This is a genomic window from Bradyrhizobium sp. CCBAU 45384, from assembly GCF_028128665.1.
Lineage (GTDB): Bacteria > Pseudomonadota > Alphaproteobacteria > Rhizobiales > Xanthobacteraceae > Bradyrhizobium > Bradyrhizobium manausense.
The window spans coordinates 206,194-228,399 of sequence record NZ_LBIZ01000111.1; the positions used below are offsets into that span (position 1 = coordinate 206,194).

General features: G+C 64.4%; 20 protein-coding genes. All 20 read left to right on the forward strand.

Features of this window, described 5'->3' with window-relative positions:
* The first annotated feature begins 92 nt into the window (after window positions 1–92).
* A complete protein-coding gene (locus XH80_RS23065) occupies window positions 93–2,342 on the forward strand; it encodes a TonB-dependent siderophore receptor (RefSeq protein WP_271600525.1) in 2,250 nt (749 codons plus the stop codon).
* A 22-nt stretch (window positions 2,343–2,364) separates the two neighbouring features.
* A complete protein-coding gene (locus XH80_RS23070; RefSeq protein WP_271600526.1) occupies window positions 2,365–3,501 on the forward strand; it encodes a PepSY-associated TM helix domain-containing protein in 1,137 nt (378 codons plus the stop codon).
* Window positions 3,502–3,979: 478 nt separating this feature from the next.
* Entirely contained in the window at window positions 3,980–4,345 is a 366-nt protein-coding gene (locus XH80_RS23075) for an NADH-quinone oxidoreductase subunit A (RefSeq protein ID WP_092290902.1), read from the forward strand.
* On the forward strand, window positions 4,336–4,923 hold the full coding sequence (locus tag XH80_RS23080; RefSeq protein ID WP_220005645.1) for a NuoB/complex I 20 kDa subunit family protein: 588 nt from the start codon (window positions 4,336–4,338) through the stop codon (window positions 4,921–4,923). Before XH80_RS23075 ends, XH80_RS23080 begins: the two co-directional genes overlap by 10 nt.
* Window positions 4,924–4,934: 11 nt before the next feature.
* Window positions 4,935–5,546: an NADH-quinone oxidoreductase subunit C gene (locus tag XH80_RS23085; RefSeq protein ID WP_271600527.1), complete on the forward strand. Its 612-nt coding sequence runs from the start codon at window positions 4,935–4,937 to the stop codon at window positions 5,544–5,546.
* Between the two features lie 2 nt (window positions 5,547–5,548).
* Complete coding sequence (locus XH80_RS23090) at window positions 5,549–6,745, forward strand: NADH-quinone oxidoreductase subunit D (protein WP_271600528.1); 1,197 nt, start codon at window positions 5,549–5,551, stop codon at window positions 6,743–6,745.
* The gene (locus tag XH80_RS23095) at window positions 6,745–7,707 is read left to right on the forward strand and encodes an FkbM family methyltransferase (protein WP_271600529.1); all 963 of its coding nucleotides are present in this window, start codon (window positions 6,745–6,747) and stop codon (window positions 7,705–7,707) included. The genes XH80_RS23090 and XH80_RS23095 overlap by 1 nt, the downstream gene beginning before the upstream one ends.
* 11 nt (window positions 7,708–7,718) lie before the next feature.
* Window positions 7,719–8,330, forward strand: coding sequence for an NADH-quinone oxidoreductase subunit NuoE (gene nuoE, locus XH80_RS23100; RefSeq protein WP_212232502.1), 612 nt, complete (start codon window positions 7,719–7,721; stop codon window positions 8,328–8,330).
* Window positions 8,330–8,533 carry a hypothetical protein gene (locus tag XH80_RS23105; RefSeq protein ID WP_271600530.1) on the forward strand — a complete coding sequence of 68 codons (204 nt, stop codon included), beginning with the start codon at window positions 8,330–8,332 and terminating at the stop codon, window positions 8,531–8,533. Before nuoE ends, XH80_RS23105 begins: the two co-directional genes overlap by 1 nt.
* Before the next feature lie 15 nt (window positions 8,534–8,548).
* Complete coding sequence (gene nuoF, locus XH80_RS23110) at window positions 8,549–9,874, forward strand: NADH-quinone oxidoreductase subunit NuoF (protein WP_271600531.1); 1,326 nt, start codon at window positions 8,549–8,551, stop codon at window positions 9,872–9,874.
* Window positions 9,875–9,879: 5 nt separating this feature from the next.
* Window positions 9,880–11,955: an NADH-quinone oxidoreductase subunit NuoG gene (gene nuoG, locus XH80_RS23115; RefSeq protein WP_271600532.1), complete on the forward strand. Its 2,076-nt coding sequence runs from the start codon at window positions 9,880–9,882 to the stop codon at window positions 11,953–11,955.
* 4 nt (window positions 11,956–11,959) lie between these two features.
* Complete coding sequence (gene nuoH, locus XH80_RS23120) at window positions 11,960–13,027, forward strand: NADH-quinone oxidoreductase subunit NuoH (RefSeq protein ID WP_271600533.1); 1,068 nt, start codon at window positions 11,960–11,962, stop codon at window positions 13,025–13,027.
* Between the two features lie 14 nt (window positions 13,028–13,041).
* Window positions 13,042–13,530, forward strand: coding sequence for an NADH-quinone oxidoreductase subunit NuoI (nuoI, locus tag XH80_RS23125; protein WP_026232873.1), 489 nt, complete (start codon window positions 13,042–13,044; stop codon window positions 13,528–13,530).
* A gap of 134 nt (window positions 13,531–13,664) precedes the next feature.
* Entirely contained in the window at window positions 13,665–14,303 is a 639-nt protein-coding gene (locus tag XH80_RS23130; RefSeq protein WP_271600534.1) for an NADH-quinone oxidoreductase subunit J, read from the forward strand.
* Complete coding sequence (gene nuoK, locus XH80_RS23135; protein ID WP_008547737.1) at window positions 14,300–14,608, forward strand: NADH-quinone oxidoreductase subunit NuoK; 309 nt, start codon at window positions 14,300–14,302, stop codon at window positions 14,606–14,608. Before XH80_RS23130 ends, nuoK begins: the two co-directional genes overlap by 4 nt.
* A gap of 8 nt (window positions 14,609–14,616) precedes the next feature.
* Window positions 14,617–16,725 (forward strand): NADH-quinone oxidoreductase subunit L, encoded by a 2,109-nt coding sequence (gene nuoL, locus XH80_RS23140; protein WP_271600535.1) that lies wholly within the window; start codon window positions 14,617–14,619, stop codon window positions 16,723–16,725.
* Complete coding sequence (locus XH80_RS23145; RefSeq protein ID WP_271600536.1) at window positions 16,726–18,234, forward strand: NADH-quinone oxidoreductase subunit M; 1,509 nt, start codon at window positions 16,726–16,728, stop codon at window positions 18,232–18,234.
* A 22-nt stretch (window positions 18,235–18,256) separates the two neighbouring features.
* Complete coding sequence (nuoN, locus tag XH80_RS23150) at window positions 18,257–19,693, forward strand: NADH-quinone oxidoreductase subunit NuoN (RefSeq protein WP_271600537.1); 1,437 nt, start codon at window positions 18,257–18,259, stop codon at window positions 19,691–19,693.
* Between the two features lies 1 nt (window position 19,694).
* Window positions 19,695–20,501, forward strand: coding sequence for a biotin--[acetyl-CoA-carboxylase] ligase (locus tag XH80_RS23155; protein WP_271600538.1), 807 nt, complete (start codon window positions 19,695–19,697; stop codon window positions 20,499–20,501).
* Window positions 20,501–22,171, forward strand: coding sequence for a ribonuclease J (locus tag XH80_RS23160; protein WP_271600539.1), 1,671 nt, complete (start codon window positions 20,501–20,503; stop codon window positions 22,169–22,171). Before XH80_RS23155 ends, XH80_RS23160 begins: the two co-directional genes overlap by 1 nt.
* The last annotated feature ends 35 nt before the right edge of the window (window positions 22,172–22,206 follow it).

The following is a 22,206-nucleotide window of genomic DNA, read 5'->3' on the forward strand; positions in this document are numbered from 1 at the left end:
CTCTCCTAAGCGTCACCGCAACGCATGCCGTCCTGGGACAGGCGGCATGACGATCAGATGCATATCGGGGTGGCGTGTTGAACAGTCTTGGAATGCTGCGGTCGGTCGCGTTGGCGACCGCATCCGCTTGGGTTTTGATGCCGCAGGCATCGCTCGCACAATCGTTGGCACAGAACGGTGCGCAGAGCCTGCCGCCGGTGAATGTCGCTGCGCCTGAACAGCGCCGCCGCGCGACCGTTCGCGCACCGCGCCGGGCGCAAAGCCAGGTGCAAACCGCCAACAGCCGCAGACCGCAGCCCCAACGTAACGTCGGCGTCGTCGAGACTCCGCGCGGCCCGGTGCGGGGCTATGTTGCCCACCGCAGTTCGTCCGGCACCAAGACCAACACGCCGATCATGGAGACGCCTCAGGCGGTGTCGGTGATCGGCGCCGATCAGATCCGCGACCAGAAGCCGAACAAGCTCGACGAAGCGCTGCGCTACGCCGCAGGCGTGCGCGCCGGCACGTTCGGCGCCGATACTCGTTACGATTGGTGGCTGATCCGCGGCTTCAAGTCCGATGATGTCGGCCTCTTCCTCGACGGCACGCAGCTGTTCTACACTTCCTATGCGAGCTGGAAGCTGCAACCCTCCAACATGGAGCGAGTCGAGGTGCTGCGCGGTCCCTCGGCCGTGCTCTATGGCGGATCGAGCCCGAGCGGCATCGTCAACGTCATCAGCAAGATGCCGCCGACCGAGCCGGTTCGCTACATCGAGACCGGCGTCAACGCTTTCGGCAACGCCTATGTCGGCTTCGATGTCGGCGGTCCGGTCGCGACGCAGCCTGGCAACGGCCAGTTGCTCTACCGCGTGGTCGGCCAGGTCCAGAACGGCGGCACGCAGGTCGACTTCACGCCCGACAACAACTACTTCATCGCGCCGTCCGTCACCTGGAAGCCGGACGCCGACACGACCTTCACGGTGCTGGCCTCGGCATCGAAGCAGGACACCCGCGGCATCAACTTCCTGCCGTACCAAGGCACGGTGACGAGCGCGCCGTTCGGCAAGATCCCGACCGGCTTCTTCGCCGGCGATCCCGGCGTCGACAAGTTCACACGCGAGCAGGAGATGCTCGGCTATCAGTTCGAGCGTAACCTCACCGAGGATCTGACCTTCCGGCAGAACGCGCGCTTTGCCCATGTCGACCTGACCTATCGGGGCTTCGTCGGCAACGGTTGGGACAACATCAACACGGCCACAATGGGCCGCTACAATTGGTATGCGAAGAACACCGCCAACCAGGCCAATCTCGACAACCAGCTGGAGTATCGCTTCGGCACCGGTCGGGTGCAGCATACCATGCTGTTCGGGGTCGATCTGAAGGGCTATCGGATCGACGACTACCAGGCATTCAACTTCGGCACCGTGCCGTCCATCAACGTGTTCAATCCCGCCTATGGCTTGCACATTCCGCTGACGGGCGCACCATTCCGCAACTTCCTGATCACGCAGAAGCAGGCCGGCACCTACGTCCAGGACCAGATGAAGCTCGGCAACTTCACGCTGGTCTTGAGCGGCCGCAATGACTGGGTCGAGACGACGCAGGCCGCGCGCGACACCGGCGCGAATATTGCCCAGCGCGACGACAGCCAATTCAGCGGTCGCGCCGGGTTGATCTACAATTTCGACAACGGCATCGCGCCCTACGTCTCCTATGCGACAAGCTACAATCCGATCATCGGCCTCAACGCGCAGAACCGGCTGTTCCTGCCGGAGACCGGCAAGCAGGCCGAGATCGGCGTCAAAGTCGCGCCCACGGGATTTGATGGCTATTTCACCGCGTCGCTGTTCGACCTGAAGCGGCAGAACGTGGCGACCACCGATCCCGCGAATGTGCTGCTGCAGAACCAGACCGGCGAGGTGACCTCGCGCGGCATCGAGCTCGAAGCGGTGGCCAATGCCAGCAAGGAGCTGAAGCTGATCGGCGCCTTCACCGCCTACCATCTCTTCACCAGCAAGGATCTCGATCCGTCGCTGGTTGGCAAGACGCCGGCCAACGCGCCGGAGATGTTGATCTCGGGCTGGGCGGACTATACTTTCAAGGAAGGACCGCTGGAGGGTTTCGGCTTCGGCGGTGGCGTTCGTTACGTCGGCCCGTCCTGGGCCGACGCCGCCAATACGCTCGAAGTCCCCGCCGTCGTACTCGGCGACCTCGCGCTTCATTACGAATGGCAGAACTGGCGCACCGCCCTCAACGTCATCAACCTCACCGACAAGATCTACGTCGCGAGCTGCGCCTCGACCTCGTCCTGCTTCTACGGCGACCGCCGCCGCGTCACCGCCAGCGTGTCCTACAAATGGTGAGTGTGGGCGAGGGGATGCTGACGTGAAGGCGCGCACGGTCAGGCTCTGGTCGGTGGTCCACACCTGGACCAGCCTGGTCTCGACCCTGTTCCTGCTGTTGCTCTGCCTGACCGGCTTGCCGCTGATCTTCCATCACGAGGTCGATGAGCTCCTGGGCTACGCCCCCCAGCCCGAAGCTCATGCGAGCGCGGCGCGCGCGACGCCCCAAGTCGTCGCCGACGCCGCGCTCGCCGCCGATCCCGGCCGCGTCTTGCAATATGTGTCCTGGGACAGGGACGAGCCGGGCATCGTGATGGCCTTCACCAACAGCGCGACTGACGGGCCGCCCGATAACGCGACCGTGCGTGCTTTCGATGCGGTCTCGGCCAAACTGCTCGGGCCGGTTGGCGTCGGGCCGATGTTGATCGTGCTCAAGCTGCACACCGACATGTTTGCGGGACAGGTCGGAAAGCTGTTCCTAGGTGCGATGGGAGTGTTGTTTGCGATCGCGATCGTCTCCGGCGTGGTGCTGTACTGGCCGTTCACCCGCCGCCTGCGCTTTGCCACCATCCGCGATCATGCCTCGCGCCGGGTCCGCTGGCTCGACTGGCACAATCTGATCGGCGTGGTGACGGTGGCCTGGGCGCTGGTGGTGGGCCTCACCGGTGTCGTCAACACCTGGGCTGAGCTGATGCTGAGCCAGTGGAAGGCGACCGAGCTCGCCAGCATGGTGGCGCCCTATGCCGGCAAGCCGGCGCCGGTGCATCTCGCCTCGCTCGACGATGTCGTCGCGCGCGCGAAGCAGGCGGCTCCGGGTATGGAGATCGCCTTCGTCGCGTTCCCGGGGACGCCGTTCACGTCCTCGCGCCATTTCGCGGCCTTCATGCGTGGTGACACGGCCCTGACCGCGCGGCTGCTCCAGCCGGTCCTGCTCGACGGCGAAACCGGGGAGGTTGCCGATAGCAGGGCGCTGCCGCTCTATCTCCAGGCGCTGCTGATCTCGCAGCCGCTGCATTTCGGCGATTATGGCGGCACGCCGCTGAAGCTGATCTGGGCCGCGCTCGACGGGCTCACCATCGTCGTGATCGGCAGCGGCCTCTATCTCTGGCTGGCGCGCCGGCGGAAGAAGGCGCCGGCCCGCCGTGACACATTCGCCAGACGAGCCCAGGCCTCGTCGTGATGCATGGCTCCTCTGACAGCTCACGGCTGTGGATACGTGTCTTCGCGGCACCTGGCCTGCTCGCGGCCGCGACCATGACAGGTCTCCTGGCTGCGTTGCTGTGGGGAACGATCGGCCAGTATGTCGCCTGGGCGACGGTCGGGGCGCCGGTCGTGGTCGTTGCCCGGGTTTGGGTGCGCCGCCGCAGCCAAGAAACCGGGCCATTTTCGCCGACAAGACGTGGCAAATAGCGGGGCGCGGGCCGTCCGCCGCAATCCCAGAACAGCTGCCCTGCAAAGCTGTGGCCGCCCTTGTCGCGTCCGGCGATCTGCTTCATACCAGCCGCGGGGTGATTCCGGGATTCCACCGGTCCGGGAGCAGCAAAGGGCCTGAAAAGAGCGTGTCTTGCGCCCATTGGTGCACTGCGCTAAGGCTCAGAATAATTCCAAATCGGACGAATCCGTGGCTGTCCCGAGGCTGCGGGAAAAAGGGCTCGTCAATGAGCGGCATTCTACAGAACTATCTTCCACTCGTCGTCTTTATAGGGGTAGCGGCCATCATCGGCCTGGTGCTCCTGATCGCGCCCTTCATCGTGGCGTTCCAGCAGCCGGACCCGGAAAAGCTGTCGGCGTATGAGTGCGGTTTCAACGCCTTCGACGATGCTCGCATGAAGTTCGACGTCCGCTTCTATCTGGTCGCGATCCTCTTCATCATCTTCGACCTCGAGGTGGCGTTCCTGTTTCCCTGGGCGGTGGCGTTCGGCAAGCTTGGCGCGACCGGTTTCTGGTCCATGCTGGTGTTCCTCGCCGTGCTGACAGTCGGCTTCGCCTATGAATGGAAGAAAGGGGCACTCGAATGGGATTGAACCCTGTATCGTCCTCGGGTCCGGCGATCGCGCCGGCCCCGAAGGGCATTCTGGATCCCTCCACCGGCAAGCCGGTCGGGGCCAATGATCCGTTCTTCCTCGAGGTCAATTCCGAGCTGTCCGACAAGGGCTTCTTCACGGCCGCGACCGACGATCTCATCACCTGGGCGCGCACCGGCTCGCTGATGTGGATGACCTTCGGCCTCGCCTGCTGCGCGGTCGAGATGATGCAGGTGTCGATGCCGCGTTATGACGTCGAGCGCTTCGGCTTTGCGCCGCGTGCCTCGCCGCGCCAGTCCGACGTGATGATCGTCGCGGGCACGCTGACCAACAAGATGGCGCCGGCGCTGCGCAAGGTCTATGACCAGATGCCCGAGCCACGCTACGTCATCTCGATGGGCTCCTGCGCCAATGGCGGCGGCTATTATCACTATTCCTACTCGGTCGTGCGCGGCTGCGACCGCATCGTGCCGATCGACATCTACGTGCCGGGCTGTCCGCCCACGGCGGAAGCGCTGCTCTACGGCGTGCTGCTGCTGCAGAAGAAGATCCGCCGCATCGGCACCATCGAACGCTAAGGTTTTACGTCATGGACGACGCCAAGCTCGACGCCCTGGGGCAGACGATCGTGAGCGCGCTTCCGGGCGCCGCCACCGGTTATCAGGTGGCCTTCAACCAGCTCACGGTTGATGTCGAGGTCAGCAAGATCGTCGAGGTGGTCAAGTACCTCCGCGACGATCCGAACTGCCGTTTCGTCAACTTCACCGACATCACGGCGACCGACTATCCGTCGCGCGAAAAGCGTTTCGACGTGATCTATCATTTCCTGTCACCCACCCTGAACACTCGCGTCCGCCTCAAAGCCCAGGCCGACGAGACCACGCAGGTGCCGTCGCTGATCGAGGTGTTCCCCGGCGCCGACTGGTTCGAGCGCGAGGCCTACGATCTCTACGGTGTGTTCTTCGTCGGTCATCCCGACATGCGCCGCATCCTCACCGATTACGGTTTCGAGGGACATCCGCTGCGCAAGGATTTCCCGCTGACCGGCTTCCTCGAGGTCCGCTACGACGACCAGGAGAAGCGCGTGGTGTACGAGCCCGTCCGGCTCAACCAGGAATTCCGCAAGTTCGATTTCCTCTCGCCGTGGGAAGGGGCGGACTATCCGCTTCCCGGCGACGAGAAGGCGGGACCGAAGGCCTGATCATGAACGAGCAATCCGAACAGCTTCGCAATTTTACGATCAACTTTGGACCGCAACATCCGGCCGCGCACGGCGTGCTGCGTCTGGTGCTGGAGCTTGACGGCGAGGTTGTCGCCCGTGTCGATCCCCATATCGGTCTGCTTCACCGCGGCACCGAGAAGCTGATCGAGCAGAAGACCTATCTGCAGGCGATCCCTTATTTCGACCGGCTCGACTACGTCGCGCCGATGAACCAGGAGCACGCCTTCTGCCTGGCCGCCGAAAAGCTGCTCGGCATCGAGGTGCCGCGCCGCGGCCAGCTGATCCGCGTGCTCTATTGCGAGATCGGCCGTATCCTCTCGCATCTTCTCAACGTCACCACGCAGGCGATGGACGTCGGCGCCCTGACCCCGCCGCTGTGGGGCTTTGAAGAGCGCGAGAAGCTGATGGTGTTCTACGAGCGCGCCTCGGGCAGCCGTATGCATGCAGCCTTCTTCCGCGTCGGCGGCGTGCATCAGGACCTGCCGCAGAAGCTGATCGACGACATCGAGGCCTGGTGCGATCCGTTCCTCAAGGTGGTTGATGACCTCGATCGCCTGCTCACTGCAAACCGCATCTTCAAGCAGCGAAACGTCGACATCGGCGTGGTGCCGCTGAAGGAAGCCTGGGAGTGGGGTTTTTCGGGCGTGATGGTGCGCGGCTCGGGCGCGGCCTGGGACCTGCGCAAGTCGCAGCCCTATGAGTGCTACGCCGAGATGGATTTCGACATTCCGATCGGCAAGAATGGCGACTGCTACGACCGCTACCTGATCCGCATGGAAGAGATGCGTCAGGCCGTGCGCATCATGAAGCAGTGTATCCAGAAGCTGAACGCGCCTGACGGCAAGGGGCCCGTCGTCGTCGAAGACAACAAGGTCGCACCGCCTCGTCGTGGCGAGATGAAGCGCTCGATGGAAGCGCTGATCCATCACTTCAAGCTCTACACCGAAGGCGTGCGCGTGCCGGAAGGCGAGGTCTACGCCGCGGTCGAGGCGCCGAAGGGCGAGTTCGGCGTCTATCTCGTCTCCGACGGCACCAACAAGCCCTACAAGTGCAAGATCCGCGCGCCGGGCTTTGCCCATCTCCAGGCGATGGACCACATCTGCCGCGGCCATCTGCTCGCCGACGTCTCGGCCATTCTCGGCTCGCTCGACATCGTGTTCGGAGAGGTCGATCGGTGATGGCGCAGGCGCCAATCCAGTTTGACCGTGCCTCGGGGGCCCTTGAAGGGGCCAACCTGTGGGAGCGGACGGCTGCCTTGGCGCTGGTGACGGGATCGAAGATCTCTTCGCATTTCTCGCATATGGGCTACATCGCCTGCGCGAATTTGCTGCGGAAGACGCTGCCCGAGCGCAACATCGCCATCAAGCTCAACCCGGACGCGGTGTTCGAATTTCCTTACGGCGATGGCTATTGGAGCAAGCTGCTCAACCGTACCTATTGCTACGAGGACGAGCTGGAGCTGTTGTTCACCGACTCCATCGATGTCGACTACACGCTGCTCGATTGCGGCGCCAATTACGGCTACTGGTCGGTGCTGGTATCGAGCAGGCCGTTCGGCGCGCACAAGGCGATCGCGATCGAGCCGTCCGGCCAGAACTATCCGAAGCTCGCCAACAATGCCCGCATCAACGGCAATCGCTTCGAGACCATGAAGTGCGCGATCGGCGCTGCCCGCGGCACCGCGCGTCTCTCCGGCACCAAGCACGAAGCCTTCAGCATCGCCGGCGCCGCGTCGGCTGGCGGTGAAGAAGTGCCTGTCCTTGCGCTCGACGACCTGATCGACGACGGCAAGGTTGCAGCGACTGGCAAATACCTGATCAAGCTCGACGTCGAGGGCGTCGAGATCGAGGCGATCAAGGGCGGCGCCCGCCTTCTTCAGACCGACAGCGTCATCATCTGCGAGGAGCACGGCAGCGACCGCTCGCATGCGGTGTCGCGCTACATCCTCGAACAAACCCCCTTGAAGCTGATCGTGCTCGATCCGCGCACCAACCGGCTGGAGACCGTGACCGAGCTGTCGATCCTCGACCGCATCAAGGTCTCGACCCATGTCGGCTACAACGTTTTCGGCACCGCAAGCGCGTTCTGGCAGGACAGGATCGATGCCCTGAACGCCAAAAACGCGCGCCGTATGCAGTGAGAGATTAAGAGATGTCCGTTCGCCGATTAGCACCGAAGGAAGTCCAGCCCGCGAGCTTTACGTTCACGGAGGAGAACCTCGCGTTCGCCAAGCAGCAGATCGCGAAATATCCGGCCGGACGCCAGGCCTCGGCCGTCATCGCCATTCTCTGGCGCGTCCAGGAACAGCACGAGGGCTGGGTGTCGGAAGCCGCGATCCGCGCCGTCGCCGACCTGCTCGACATGCCCTATATCCGCGTGCTCGAGGTCGCGACCTTCTACACGATGTTCCAGCTCGCACCGGTCGGTAAGAAGGCCCACGTCCAGGTCTGCGGCACCACGCCGTGCCGGCTGCGCGGTGCCGAAGATTTGATCCATGTCTGCGAGAGCCGGATCCATCACGATCCCTTCCACCTCTCCAAGGACGGCAATTTCAGCTGGGAAGAGGTGGAGTGCCTCGGGGCCTGCGTGAACGCGCCGATGGTGCTGATCGGCAAGGACACCTATGAGGACCTGACCGCGGAAAGCTTTGGCAAGGTGCTCGACGGCTTTGCCTCGGGCAACCCGCCCAAGCCCGGCCCGCAGAACGGCCGCCAGTTCTCCGCACCGATGGGCGGGCCGACCACGCTGAAGGAGACCTCCTGATGGGTCTTCCGTCCAAGGCGAACCGTGGGAGCGAAGCCGTGAAGAAAGTTGGCTTCGTCGCCATGCACGCCGCGCTCGCCGCCACCTTCATGTTCCTGCTGCAGCGCTTCGTGATGAACGCGACGCAGGAAACCAGTCTGCTCTGGGCGCTGACCTTCGCCGTCTGCGCCGCCGGGCTTGCCTACAAGCAGGCCAACCGTTGATCGGAAAGCACTGATATGCTCGAGGACAAGGACCGTATCTTCAAGAACCTCTACGGCCTCCACGATTGGGGGCTCGAGGGCGCGCGGCGCCGCGGCGCCTGGGATGGCACCAAGAACATCATCGACAAGGGCCGCGACTGGATCATCAACGAGATGAAGGCCTCGGGGCTGCGCGGCCGTGGCGGCGCCGGCTTCCCGACCGGTCTGAAGTGGTCGTTCATGCCGAAGGAATCCACCGACGGCCGTCCGAGCTATCTCGTCGTTAATGCCGACGAATCCGAGCCCGGCACCTGCAAGGACCGCGAGATCATGCGGCACGATCCGCATCTCCTGGTCGAGGGCTGCCTGATCGCAAGCTTCGCGATGAACGCGCATGCCTGCTACATCTATGTCCGCGGCGAGTTCATCCGCGAGCGCGAGCGCCTGCAGGCCGCGATCGACCAGGCCTATGAGGCCAAGCTGATCGGCAAGGACAACGTCAACGGCTGGCCGTTCGACCTCTATGTCGCGCACGGCGCCGGTGCCTATATCTGCGGCGAGGAGACCGCGCTGCTCGAAAGCCTCGAAGGCAAGAAGGGCCAGCCGCGCCTGAAGCCGCCGTTCCCGGCCAATGTCGGCCTGTTCGGCTGCCCGACCACCGTCAACAACGTCGAGTCCATCGCCGTTGCCCCGGACATCCTGCGCCGCGGCGCGGCCTGGTTCGCCGGCATCGGCCGTCCGAACAATGTCGGCACCAAGCTGTTCTGCATCTCCGGTCATGTCGAGCGGCCCTGCAACGTCGAAGAGGCCATGGGCATTCCGTTCCGTGAGCTGATCGACAAGCATTGCGGCGGCGTTCGCGGCGGCTGGGACAACCTCAAGGCCGTGATCCCGGGCGGCTCGTCGGTGCGCATGGTGCCGGCCGAGCAGATCATCGACACGCCGATGGATTTCGACAGCCTGAGCAAGCTGCGCTCGGGTCTCGGCACCGCGGCCGTGATCGTGATGGACAAGTCGACCGATTTGATCCGCGCCATCGCCCGCATCTCCTATTTCTACAAGCATGAGAGCTGCGGCCAGTGCACGCCGTGCCGCGAGGGCACCGGCTGGATGTGGCGCGTCTTGACCCGCATGGCTGAAGGCCGGGCGCATAAGCGCGAAATCGACATGCTGCTCGAGGTGACAAAACAGATCGAGGGCCACACCATCTGCGCGCTCGGCGATGCAGCCGCCTGGCCGATCCAGGGCCTGATCACGCATTTCCGTCACGAGATCGAAGCGCGCATCGACCAGTATTCGCACAAGGCCGACATCGACGATGCCGGCGTCCGCGATCCCGTGAACATGGTCGCGGCGGAGTAGAGAGAATGACCAAGCTCATCATCGACGGCAAAGAGATCGATGTCCCCGCCGATTACACGCTGCTTCAGGCGTGCGAGGCGGCCGGCGCCGAGATTCCGCGCTTCTGCTATCACGAGCGCCTGTCGATCGCCGGCAATTGCCGGATGTGCCTCGTCGAGGTGAAGGGCGGCCCGAAGCCGGTCGCATCCTGCGCCTGGGGCGTGCGCGATTGCCGTCCGGGCCCGAAGGGCGAGCCGCCGGAGATTTCGACTCGTTCGCCGATGGTGAAGAAGGCACGCGAAGGCGTGATGGAATTCCTTCTCATCAACCATCCGCTGGACTGCCCGATCTGCGACCAGGGCGGCGAGTGCGATCTGCAGGACCAGGCGATGGGCTACGGTGTCGACACCAGCCGTTTCGCCGAGAACAAGCGCGCGGTCGAGGACAAATATCTCGGCGCGCTGGTCAAGACCTCGATGAACCGCTGCATCCAGTGCACGCGCTGCGTCCGCTTCTCGGCGGAAGTTGCCGGCGCCCCTGAAATGGGCGCGACGGGGCGCGGCGAGGACATGGAGATCACGACCTATCTCGAGCACGCGCTGACCTCGGAGCTGCAAGGCAATCTCGTCGACATCTGCCCGGTCGGCGCGCTGACCTCGAAACCCTATGCTTTCGCTGCGCGTCCCTGGGAGCTCGGCAAGACCCAGTCGATCGACGTCATGGACGGCGTGGGCTCGGCGATCCGCGTCGACACCCGCGGCCGTGAGGTGATGCGCGTGCTGCCGCGCATCAACGAGGCCGTGAACGAAGAGTGGATCTCCGACAAGACCCGCCACATCGTCGACGGTCTGCGCACCCAGCGCCTCGACCGGCCCTATATCCGCGAAGCCGGCAGGCTGCGCGCGGCGAGCTGGCCGGAAGCCTTTGCGGCGATCGCCTCCAAGGCGGCGCGCACCGACGGCAAGCGCATCGGCGCGATCGCCGGCGATCTCGCCGGCGTCGAAGAGATGTTCGCGCTGAAAGACCTGCTCGCCAAGTTCGGCTCGGCCAACCTGGCGGTGCAGGGCGGCGACGCCTTCGATCCCGCGCTCGGCCGCGGCTCCTACATCTTCAACCCGACGCTGGCAGGCGTCGAGCAGGCGGATGCGCTGCTCATCATCGGCGCCAATCCGCGCAAAGAGGCGGCCGTGTTCAACGCCCGCATCCGCAAGCGCTGGCGCGCCGGCGGCTTCAAGGTCGGCGTGATCGGCGCCAAGGCCGATCTCACCTATGACTATGACCATCTCGGCGCAGGCACCGAGACGCTCGGCGAGCTCGCCTCCGGCAAGCACTCCTTCATGGACGTGCTGAAGAACGCCAAGAACCCGATCATTCTCGTTGGCGCAGGTGCGGCCGCTCGTCACGACGGCGCCGCCATTCTGGCTGCCGCCGCCAAGCTCGCGCTCGACGTCGGCGCGGTGAAGGACGGCTGGAACGGCTTTGGCGTGCTGCACGAGACCGCCTCGCGGGTCGGCGCGCTCGACATCGGCTTCGTCGCCGGTCAGGGCGGGCTGAACGCCGCGCAGATGACGACGTTCGGCACGCTTGACCTCTTGTTCCTGCTCGGCGCGGACGAGATCAAGGCGCCGGACGGCACCTTCGTGGTCTATATCGGCACCCATGGTGACCGCGGCGCGCATCGCGCCGACGTGATCCTGCCGGCGGCCGCCTACACCGAGAAATCAGCGATCTACGTCAACACCGAAGGTCGCGTGCAGATGACCGGTCGCGCCGCGTTCCCGCCCGGCGAAGCCCGCGAGGATTGGGCGATCATCCGTGCGCTCTCGGAGGCGCTCGGCAAGAAGCTCGGCTATGACTCCCTTAGCGCGCTGCGCCAGGCGATCTTCAAGGCCGTGCCGCATCTGATCCGTCTCGACCAGATCGAAGCCGGCTCCGCCGACCAGATCAAGAAGCTGGCGGGGAAGGGCGGCTCGCCCGAGAAAGCCCCGTTCAAGCCTGTTATCGAGGACTTCTATTTGACCAACCCAATCGCGCGTGCGTCCGCCGTGATGGCGGAATGCTCGCGGCTTGCCTCCGGGCAGATGCTGACCGCAGCGGAGTGAGCTGATGGAATTCTTCGAAAGCGCATTCTGGACCGGCTTCCTCTGGCCGCTGATCATCATGATCGCGGAGAGCGTGCTGGTGCTCGTCGTGCTCTTGGTCGCGATCGCCTACATCCTGCTGGCCGACCGCAAGATCTGGGCGGCGGTGCAGATCCGCCGCGGCCCGAACGTGGTCGGGCCCTGGGGCCTGTTCCAGTCCTTCGCCGACCTGCTCAAATTCGTGCTGAAGGAGCCGATCATTCCGTCAGGCGCCAACAAGGGCGTGTTCCTGCTGGCGCCCTTGGTGTCCTGCGTGCTCGCGCTGGCGGCCTGGGCGGTGATCCCGACCAATCTCGGCTGGGTGATCTCCGACATCAATGTCGGCATCCTCTTCATCTTCGCGATCTCGTCGCTGTCGATCTACGGCATCATCATGGCCGGCTGGTCGTCGAACTCGAAGTATCCGTTCCTGGCCGCGCTGCGCTCGGCGGCGCAGATGGTGTCCTACGAAGTCTCGATCGGCTTCGTCATCATCACCGTGCTGCTCTGCGCCGGCACGCTGAACCTGTCCGCTGTGGTCGAGGCCCAGCATGTCCGCGGCCTTGCCAGCCTGATCGGGCTGCCGCAGCTCACCATCCTGAACTGGTACGTCTGGCCGCTGTTCCCGATGTTCGTGGTGTTCTACGTCTCGGCGCTGGCGGAAACCAACCGTCCGCCCTTCGACCTCGTCGAAGCCGAATCCGAGCTGGTCGCCGGCTTCATGGTCGAATACGGCTCGACGCCGTATCTCTTGTTCATGCTCGGCGAGTACGTCGCAATCGTCACCATGTGCGCGATGGCCACGATCCTCTTCCTTGGAGGCTGGCTGCCCCCGGTGGACCTGCCGCCGTTCAACTGGGTGCCGGGGATCATCTGGTTCTCGCTGAAACTGTTCTTCATGTTCTTCCTGTTCGCGATGGCAAAGGCGATCGTGCCGCGCTACCGCTACGACCAACTGATGCGCCTCGGCTGGAAGGTGTTCCTGCCGCTCTCGCTGGTAATGGTGGTGGTGGTGGCGGGCGTGCTGCAATTCGCCGGCATCGCGCCGAAGTGAGGGCCGTCATGGGTATCAACATCAACGCCACCGCGCGCTCGCTTCTGCTGTCGGAATTCGTTTCGGCGTTCTTCCTCGCCATGCGCTATTTCTTCCAGCCGAAGCCGACGCTGAACTATCCGTTCGAGAAGGGCCCGATCTCGCCGCGTTTCCGCGGCGAGCATGCGCTGCGCCGCTATCCGAACGGCGAAGAGCGCTGTATCGCCTGCAAGCTGTGCGAAGCGGTCTGCCCGGCGCAGGCCATCACCATCGAGGCCGGCCCGCGCCGCAACGACGGCACCCGCCGCACCGTGCGCTACGACATCGACATGGTGAAGTGCATCTATTGCGGCCTCTGCCAGGAGGCCTGTCCGGTCGACGCCATCGTCGAAGGTCCGAACTTCGAGTTCGCGACCGAGACCCGCGAGGAACTGTTCTATGACAAGGCCAAGCTGCTCGCCAACGGCGACCGCTGGGAACGCGAGATCGCGAAAGCGATCGAGCTCGACGCGCCGTACCGGTGAGGTGAGGGCATGATCCTTCCCGCCATCACCACGTCATTCCGGGGCGCGCGCAGCGCGAACCCGGAATCTCGCGCCGCAACCTCTGGGTTCCGGGTTCGCGCTGGCGCGCGCCCCGGAATGACGGGAGTTTCTCGATGATCCTTCCCGCGCTCTTCTTTTATCTCTTCGCAACCGTCTGCGTCGCCTCGGCCGTGATGGTGATTGTCTCGCGCAATCCCGTGCACTCCGTGCTGTACCTGATCCTGGCCTTCGTCAACGCCTCCGGCCTGTTCGTGCTGATGGGCGCCGAATTCCTCGGCATGATGCTGATCGTCGTCTATGTCGGCGCGGTCGCGGTGCTGTTCCTGTTCGTGATCATGATGCTCGATGTCGACTTCCTCGAGCTGCGCGAAGGCTTCATCCAGTACCTGCCGGTCGGCGTCGTGATCGGCGGCATCTTCCTGTTCGAGCTGCTCTTGACCGTCGGCGCCTGGGTCATCAACCCGACCGTCAGCAAGACCATCACGTCGCCGATCCCGAGCAACGTCTCGAACACCGAGGCGCTCGGCCTCGTGCTCTATACGAAGTACATCCACTACTTCCAGCTTGCGGGCATGGTGCTGCTGGTCGCCATGATCGGCGCCATCGTGCTGACACTGCGCCACAAGGCGAGCGTGAAGCGGCAGGACATCAACGTTCAGAACGCACGCACGCCCGACATGGCGATGGCGATGCGCCAGGTGGCGCCGGGGCAGGGGCTCTCGGATGCCGACGCGGCGGAGTGGGTGAAATGACGATCGGGCTCGGACATTATCTGGCGGTCGGCGCGATCCTGTTCACGCTCGGCATCCTCGGCATCTTCCTGAATCGCAAGAACATCATCGTCATCCTGATGTCGATCGAGCTGATCCTGCTCTCGGTCAACATCAACCTGGTGGCATTCTCGACCTTCCTCGGCGACATCGTCGGTCAGGTCTTCGCGCTGCTGGTCTTGACCGTTGCGGCCGCCGAAGCCGCGATCGGCCTTGCCATCCTGGTGGTCTATTTCCGCAACCGCGGCTCGATCGCGGTTGAGGACGTCAATCTGATGAAGGGCTGAGCTCTCAAATGGTTCAGGCAATCGTTTTTCTGCCGCTGCTGGGCGCCATTCTGGCCGGCCTGATCTCGCTCGTCGGCGCGCACGGCCGCAACCCCTCGGGCGACGAGGTCGAGCATCACGGCGATCACGGCCATGGTGCGCACGCCCATGCGTCCGATACGATCAACGAGGATGCGTCCGTCATCCACGAGTCTCATCACGAGCCCGGCGACGGGCATGATGACCACGGTCACGGCCCGGCCGAGCCGGCCGCAGCCGGCTCGCGCGGTGCCGAGCTGATCACGACGGCGCTGCTGTTCGTCTCGGCGGCGCTGTCCTGGATGACGCTGGTGGATGTCGGCTTCAACGGCCACGACGTCCGCTACCAGCTGCTGCCCTGGATATTCTCCGGCGAGCTCGAAGTCTGGTGGAGCTTGCGCGTCGACACGCTCACCGCCGTGATGCTGGTGGTGGTGACGACGGTGTCCTCGCTCGTGCACCTCTATTCCATCGGTTACATGGACGAGGATCCGTACCGGCCCCGCTTCTTCGGCTACCTCTCGCTGTTCACCTTCGCCATGCTGATGCTGGTGACGGCCGACAACCTCGTGCAGCTGTTCTTCGGCTGGGAAGGCGTGGGCCTGGCGAGCTACCTCCTGATCGGCTTCTGGTACCAGAAGCCGTCGGCCAACGCCGCCGCCATCAAGGCCTTCGTGGTCAACCGCGTCGGCGACTTCGGCTTCGCGCTCGGCATCTTCGCGATCTTCGCGCTGGTCGGCTCGACCGATTTCGAGACCATCTTCCATGCCGCGCCCGGCCTCACCGGCAAGACTATCAACTTCTTCGGCTGGAATGCCGATGCGCTGACGCTGACCTGCGTGCTGCTGTTCATGGGCGCGATGGGCAAGTCGGCGCAGTTCCTGCTGCACACCTGGTTGCCGGACGCGATGGAAGGCCCGACCCCCGTGTCGGCGCTGATCCACGCTGCGACCATGGTCACCGCCGGCGTGTTCATGGTGGCGCGGCTGTCGCCGCTGTTCGAGCTCGCCCCGAACGCGCAGGCCGTCGTGATGTTCTTCGGCGCCACCACGGCGTTCTTCGCCGCGACCGTCGGTCTCGTCCAGAACGACATCAAGCGCATCGTCGCCTACTCGACCTGTTCGCAGCTCGGCTACATGTTCGTGGCGATGGGAGCTGGGGCCTATTCGGTCGGCATGTTCCATCTGTTCACGCACGCCTTCTTCAAGGCGCTGCTGTTCCTGGGCTCCGGCTCGGTGATCTACGCGATGCACCACGAGCAGGACATCCGCAACATGGGCGGCCTCTGGAAGAAGATCCCGTACACGTTCGCGGTGATGACCGTCGGCACGCTGGCGCTGACCGGCTTCCCGCTGTTCGCCGGCTACTTCTCCAAGGACGCGATCATCGAATCCGCCTATGCCTCGCATAACCCGTTCTCGACCTACGCCTATCTGCTGACGATCGTCGCCGCCGGCCTGACCTCGTTCTATTCCTGGCGTCTGGTGTTCAAGACCTTCTTCGGCGAACCCCACGACCAGGAGCATTACGAAGCCGCGCATGAAAGCCCGATCTGGATGCTGATCCCGATCGGTGTGCTCGCCGTCGGCTCCGTGCTGGCCGGTTTCCCGTTCAAGGAGCTGTTCACCGGACCGCACGGCGTGGAGGAGTTCTTCCGCGAGTCCGTGAAGATGAACCCGCATATCCTCGAGGATATGGAGCACATGCCGCATCTGCTCGGCTGGCTGCCCTTCGTGATGATGGTCGGTGGCTTCCTGGTGTCCTACACCTTCTACATCCGCAAACCGTATTTGCCGGTCGAGCTCGCGAACACGCAGCCGATGCTGTACCAGTTCCTGCTCAACAAATGGTACTTCGACGAGCTCTACGATCTCATCTTCGTCCGTCCGGCGAAGTGGATCGGCTACCAGCTCTGGAAGAAGGGCGACGGCTTCATCATCGACGGCTTCGGCCCCGACGGCGTCTCCGCCCGCGTGCTGGATATCACCCGCAACGTCGTCAAGATCCAGACCGGCTATCTCTATCACTATGCATTCGCCATGCTGATCGGCGCCGCCGGCCTGATCACCTGGTTCATGTTCGGCTTTGGAGGCCAGTAAATGACAACCTGGCCCATCCTTTCGGTCACGACGTTCCTGCCGCTGGTCGGCGCGCTGATCGTCTACCTGAGCCGCGGTGACGACGAGGCTAGCAGGAGCAATTCGCGCTGGATCGCGCTGTGGACCACGATCATCACCTTCGCCGTGTCGGTGATCCTGGTCATGCGCTTCGACCCTGGTAATGCCGACTTCCAGTTCGTCGAGAAGTCGGCCTGGCTCGCCACCGGCATCACCTATCACATGGGCGTCGACGGCATCTCGCTGCCGCTGGTGATCCTGACCACCGCGATCATGCCGTTCTGCATCATCGCGAGCTGGAAGGCGATCTCGAACCGCGTTCGCGAATACATGATGGCGTTCCTGATCCTGGAAACGCTGATGATCGGCACCTTCTCGGCGCTCGATCTCGTGCTGTTCTACCTGTTCTTCGAAGGCGGCCTGATCCCGATGTTCCTGATCATCGGCGTCTGGGGCGGTCCGCGCCGGGTCTATGCGTCGTTCAAGTTCTTCCTCTACACGCTGCTCGGCTCGGTCTTGATGCTGCTCGCCATCATGGCGCTGTACTGGAACGGTGGCACCACCGACATCCCGACCCTGATGCACACCGCCGTGCCGCGGTCGTTGCAGACCTGGGCCTGGCTCGCCTTCTTCGCCTCCTTCGCGGTGAAGATGCCGATGTGGCCGGTGCACACCTGGCTTCCCGATGCGCACGTCGAGGCGCCGACCGCGGGCTCCGTGGTGCTCGCGGCGATCCTCCTGAAGATGGGCGGCTACGGCTTCCTGCGCTTCTCGCTGCCGATGTTCCCGCTGGCCTCGCACGACTTCGCGCCGCTGATCTTCACCCTGTCCGTGATTGCAATCATCTACACCTCGCTGGTGGCGTTGATGCAGGAGGACATGAAGAAGCTGATCGCATACTCGTCGGTCGCGCATATGGGCTTCGTCACCATGGGCATCTTCGCCGGCACCATGCAGGGCGTCGCCGGCGGCATGTTCCAGATGATCTCGCACGGCATCGTCTCGGGCGCGCTGTTCCTCTGCGTCGGCGTCGTCTACGACCGCCTGCACACCCGCGAGATCGCGGCCTATGGCGGCCTCGTCAACCGGATGCCGCTCTACGCGCTGACCTTCATGGTCTTCACCATGGCCAATGTCGGTCTGCCCGGCACCTCAGGCTTCGTCGGTGAGTTCATGACGCTGCTCGGCACCTTCAAGGTCTCGATTCCGACCGCGTTCTTTGCTACGACGGGTGTGATCCTCTCGGCCGCTTACGCGCTGTGGCTTTACCGGAAGGTCGTGTTTGGCGCGCTGGTCAAGCCGACGCTGATGAGCATGAAGGATCTCACCTTGCGCGAATGCGTGACCCTGTTCCCGCTGATCGCGCTGACGATCCTGTTCGGCGTCTATCCGAAGCCGGTGCTCGACATGTCGGCCGCCTCGGTTCAGCAACTCGTCAATAACTACAACACCGCTGTGACGGCCGTGAAGGCCGCCGCACTGCTCCAGTGATCGGGCAGGTCAGGATATCGTCATGAGCATTACGACTGCAGGTTATCAACTGGCGCCGGTGCTGCCCGAGATCGTGCTCGCGATCGGCGCCATGGCGCTTCTGATGCTCGGCGCTTATCGCGGGCAGGGGACCACCGGCGCGGTGACGACGCTCGCGGTGCTGCTGCTGATCCTGGTCGGCGTGCTCGAATACACGCTGCCCGCGGGCAAGCAGGTGACGTTCGGCGGCAGCTTCATCGTCGACGACTTCGCCCGCTTCATGAAGATCCTGGCCCTGATCGGCTCGGCCGTGACGCTGATCCTGTCGACCGAGTTCCTGGCTGACGCGTCGCGCCGCATCTTCGAATACGCCATTCTGGTGCTGCTCTCGACGCTCGGCATGATGGTGCTGATCTCGGCCGGCGACCTGATCTCGCTCTATCTCGGCCTCGAGCTGATGTCGCTCGCGCTCTACGTCGTGGCGGCCTCGAATCGGGACAACGCCAAGTCCACCGAGGCCGGCCTGAAGTATTTCGTGCTGGGCGCGCTGTCATCGGGCATGCTGCTGTATGGCGCCTCGCTGGTCTACGGCTTCACCGGCACCGTCAGCTTCACCGGCATCGCAACGGCCGCGACCGCCGCGAATGTCGGCCTGGTGTTCGGCCTGGTCTTCCTGCTCGCCGGCCTCTGCTTCAAGGTCTCGGCCGTGCCGTTCCACATGTGGACGCCGGACGTGTATGAGGGCGCGCCGACGCCGGTCACTGCCTTCTTCGCTTCCGCGCCGAAGGTCGCGGCGCTCGCGGTCTTCACCCGCGTCACGCTGACGGCGTTCCCCGGCATCGTCTCGCAATGGCAGCAGATCCTGGTGTTCGTGGCGATCGCCTCGATGGTGCTGGGCTCGTTCGCCGCGATCGGCCAGAGCAACATCAAGCGCCTGATGGCCTATTCCTCGATCGGCCATATGGGCTTTGCCCTGGTCGGCCTCGCCTCCGGCACCGTCGAAGGCGCGCAGGGCGTGCTGATGTACATCGTGATCTATGTCGCGATGACGCTCGGCTCGTTCTCGATCATCCTCGCCATGAAGCGCAACGGCCAGGCCGTCGAGCAGATCAGCGATTTCGCCGGTCTCTCCCGCACCAACCCGCTGCTCGCCTTCATGTTCGCGATGCTGCTGTTCTCGCTGGCCGGCATTCCGCCGCTCGCCGGCTTCTTTGCCAAATGGTACGTCTTCGTCGCCGCCATCAAGGCGAATTTGTTCACGCTGGCCGTGATCGGCGTGCTCTCCAGCGTCGTGGGCGCCTACTACTATCTGGCCATCGTCAAGACCATGTATTTCGACGAGCCGGCCGGCCAGGTTGATCCCGTCAGAGTCGAGGTCAAGACGGTGCTCGCGGTCGCGGGCCTGTTCAACCTGCTGTTCGCCCTGTTTGCGGGGCCGGTGGTGAGCGTCGCCTCCGCCGCAGCAAAATCGCTGTTTTAGGATGGGGTTCGCGCTCGGTCCTCGCGCGATCGCGGCCGGCTACAAGCTCGCCGCCCTTGAGCGGACCGGCTCGACCAATGCCGATGCCATCGAAGCGGCCCGCGCCGGCGAACGCGGCCCGATCTGGTTCGTCACATCGGAGCAGACCGCCGGCCGCGGTCGCCGCCAGCGCCCCTGGATCGCGCCCAAGGGTAATCTCGCCGCCAGCGTCCTCGAAGTCCTCGACGTCGCCCCTGCGGTGGCTGCTACGATCGGCTTCGCCGCCGGGCTGGCCGAGGAGGCCGCCTTGGAGAAGGTCAGCCTCGAGGCCGCGCTACGGCTCGGCGAGGGCAGGCCGCGCTACGCCCTGAAATGGCCCAACGACGTCCTCGCCGACGGCAAGAAGCTGGTCGGCATTGGCCTCGAGGCCGAAGCTGTCGGCGATCGCCTCGCCATCGTGGTCGGTATCGGCACCAACATCGTGGCGGCTCCCGAGGGCACGCCGACGCCCGCGGTGTCGCTCGCCGCCCTCGGCGTCCAGATCAGCGCGGAAGAGCTGTTCGCGGCGCTGTCGGACGCCTGGGTCGAATTTCGCGGCATTTGGGACAATGGCCGCGGCTTTGCCGAGATCCGTAAGCTGTGGCTGCAGCGCGCCGCCCGCCTGGGCGAGCCGATCGCGATCCATACGGGAACCACGGTCTTGGAAGGCATCTTCGACACGATCGACGAAACCGGCTGCCTGATCGTCCGCACCGCGGAGGGCCGCCTTGTGCCCGTGGCGGCGGGCGAAGTGTTCTTCGGGCCGGCCCGGTCGGTGGGAGCTGCGTGATGGCGAGGCCCGACGAACTGGTATTTGCGCCGCTCGGCGGTGTCGGCGAGATCGGCATGAACCTGTCGATCTATGGCCTTGGCAACCGCCACCAGCGTTCCTGGTTGGCGGTCGATCTCGGCGTCTCCTTCGGTGACGAGGAGCATCTGCCCGGCATCGATTTGATCATGCCCGACATCAGCTTCCTGGAGAAGGAACGCAAGAATCTGATGGGCCTGGTGCTGACGCACGCCCATGAGGACCATTTCGGCGCCATCATCGACCTCTGGCCGAAACTGAAATGCCCGATCTACGCAACGCAATTCAGCGCAGCGCTGTTCGAGGCCAAATGCGCCGCCGAGCGCAATGCGCCCGTGATCCCGGTCACCGTGGTCCCGTCGGGGGGCCGAATCGATGTCGGCCCATTCAACGTCGAGTTCATCCCGGTCGCTCATTCGATTCCGGAAGCGCATGCGCTGGCGATCCACACCGAGGCCGGATTGGTGCTGCACACCGGCGACTGGAAAATCGATCCGACCCCGACCTTGGGACGTCCGACCGACGAGAAGCGGCTGCGCGAGCTCGGCGAGGAGGGCGTGCTCGCTCTTATCGGCGATTCCACCAACGCGGTGCGCGACGGCCGCTCGCCGTCGGAAGCCGAGGTCGCCCGCACCATCATCGATCTCGTGAAGTCGGCAAAGGGCCGCGTCGCGGTCACGACCTTCGCCTCCAACGTCGCCCGGATCAAGGCCGTCGCCGATGCCGCGAAAGCTGCTGACCGCGAGGTCGTCGTGGTCGGCCGCGCCATGGAACGCGTGGTGCAGGTCGCGCGCGAGACCGGCTATCTCGACGGCGTGCAGAATTTCCGCTCGCCCGAGATTTACGGCCATCTGCCGCAGGACAAGGTGCTGGCGCTGTGCACCGGCAGCCAGGGCGAACCCCGCGCGGCGCTCGCCCGCATCGCCAATGACGACCACCCTGAGATCACGCTCAACCGCGGCGACAGCGTGATCTTCTCCTCGCGCACCATTCCCGGCAACGAGAAGGCGGTCGGCTCGATCATCAACAATCTGGTGCTGCAGGGCGTCGAGGTCCTCACCGACCGCGACCATCTGGTCCATGTCTCCGGCCATCCGCGCCGCGATGAGCTGCGCGACATGATCTCCTGGGTAAAGCCGCAGCTCCTGATCCCCGTCCACGGCGAAGCCCTGCACCTGAACGAGCACGCCAAGCTCGCGCGCGCCGCCGGCGTGCCGCGCGTGCTGGTCATTCGCAACGGCGACCTCGTCAAGCTCGGCCCGGGCGATCCCGGCGTGGTCGGCGAGGTGCCTTCAGGTCGGCTCTACAAGGACGGCACCATTCTCGAGGATTTCAAGTCCCGCGCCGTGGTCGAGCGCCGCCGCATGGCATTCTCCGGCTGCGCCTTCGTCGCCATCGCCATGACCGCGCAGGGCGAGCTTGCCGACGAGCCCGAGGTCGATCTGGTCGGAATCCCCGAAAAGAACAGGGCGGGCGAGACTTTTGACGACCTGGTTTTCGATGCCGTGATGTCCACGGTCGAGGGCCTGCCAAAGGCGCGCCGGCGGGATCCGGATGCGCTGGCGGAATCGGTGCGACGCGCCGTCCGGGCCGTCATCAACGAAAATTGGGGCAAGAAGCCCCCCTGTCTGGTCCACGTCCTGACAGTGTAGGCTGAGCGTGGTCTTCGCATCACGCGCTGAGGGAG

Bases quoted from the DNA above. Each gene is read 5' to 3' on its own strand.
- XH80_RS23075 (WP_092290902.1), top strand. From the start codon at position 3,980: ATGAGCGGCATTCTACAGAACTATCTTCCACTCGTCGTCTTTATAGGG.
- XH80_RS23145 (WP_271600536.1), top strand. From the start codon at position 16,726: ATGACAACCTGGCCCATCCTTTCGGTCACGACGTTCCTGCCGCTGGTC.
- XH80_RS23095 (WP_271600529.1), top strand. From the start codon at position 6,745: ATGGCGCAGGCGCCAATCCAGTTTGACCGTGCCTCGGGGGCCCTTGAA.
- nuoN (WP_271600537.1), top strand. From the start codon at position 18,257: ATGAGCATTACGACTGCAGGTTATCAACTGGCGCCGGTGCTGCCCGAG.
- nuoH (WP_271600533.1), top strand. From the start codon at position 11,960: ATGGAATTCTTCGAAAGCGCATTCTGGACCGGCTTCCTCTGGCCGCTG.
- XH80_RS23105 (WP_271600530.1), top strand. From the start codon at position 8,330: ATGGGTCTTCCGTCCAAGGCGAACCGTGGGAGCGAAGCCGTGAAGAAA.
- nuoE (WP_212232502.1), top strand. From the start codon at position 7,719: ATGTCCGTTCGCCGATTAGCACCGAAGGAAGTCCAGCCCGCGAGCTTT.
- XH80_RS23155 (WP_271600538.1), top strand. From the start codon at position 19,695: ATGGGGTTCGCGCTCGGTCCTCGCGCGATCGCGGCCGGCTACAAGCTC.
- XH80_RS23080 (WP_220005645.1), top strand. From the start codon at position 4,336: ATGGGATTGAACCCTGTATCGTCCTCGGGTCCGGCGATCGCGCCGGCC.
- nuoL (WP_271600535.1), top strand. From the start codon at position 14,617: ATGGTTCAGGCAATCGTTTTTCTGCCGCTGCTGGGCGCCATTCTGGCC.
- XH80_RS23065 (WP_271600525.1), top strand. From the start codon at position 93: ATGCTGCGGTCGGTCGCGTTGGCGACCGCATCCGCTTGGGTTTTGATG.
- XH80_RS23085 (WP_271600527.1), top strand. From the start codon at position 4,935: ATGGACGACGCCAAGCTCGACGCCCTGGGGCAGACGATCGTGAGCGCG.
- XH80_RS23090 (WP_271600528.1), top strand. From the start codon at position 5,549: ATGAACGAGCAATCCGAACAGCTTCGCAATTTTACGATCAACTTTGGA.
- nuoG (WP_271600532.1), top strand. From the start codon at position 9,880: ATGACCAAGCTCATCATCGACGGCAAAGAGATCGATGTCCCCGCCGAT.
- XH80_RS23130 (WP_271600534.1), top strand. From the start codon at position 13,665: ATGATCCTTCCCGCGCTCTTCTTTTATCTCTTCGCAACCGTCTGCGTC.
- nuoF (WP_271600531.1), top strand. From the start codon at position 8,549: ATGCTCGAGGACAAGGACCGTATCTTCAAGAACCTCTACGGCCTCCAC.
- XH80_RS23160 (WP_271600539.1), top strand. From the start codon at position 20,501: ATGGCGAGGCCCGACGAACTGGTATTTGCGCCGCTCGGCGGTGTCGGC.
- nuoK (WP_008547737.1), top strand. From the start codon at position 14,300: ATGACGATCGGGCTCGGACATTATCTGGCGGTCGGCGCGATCCTGTTC.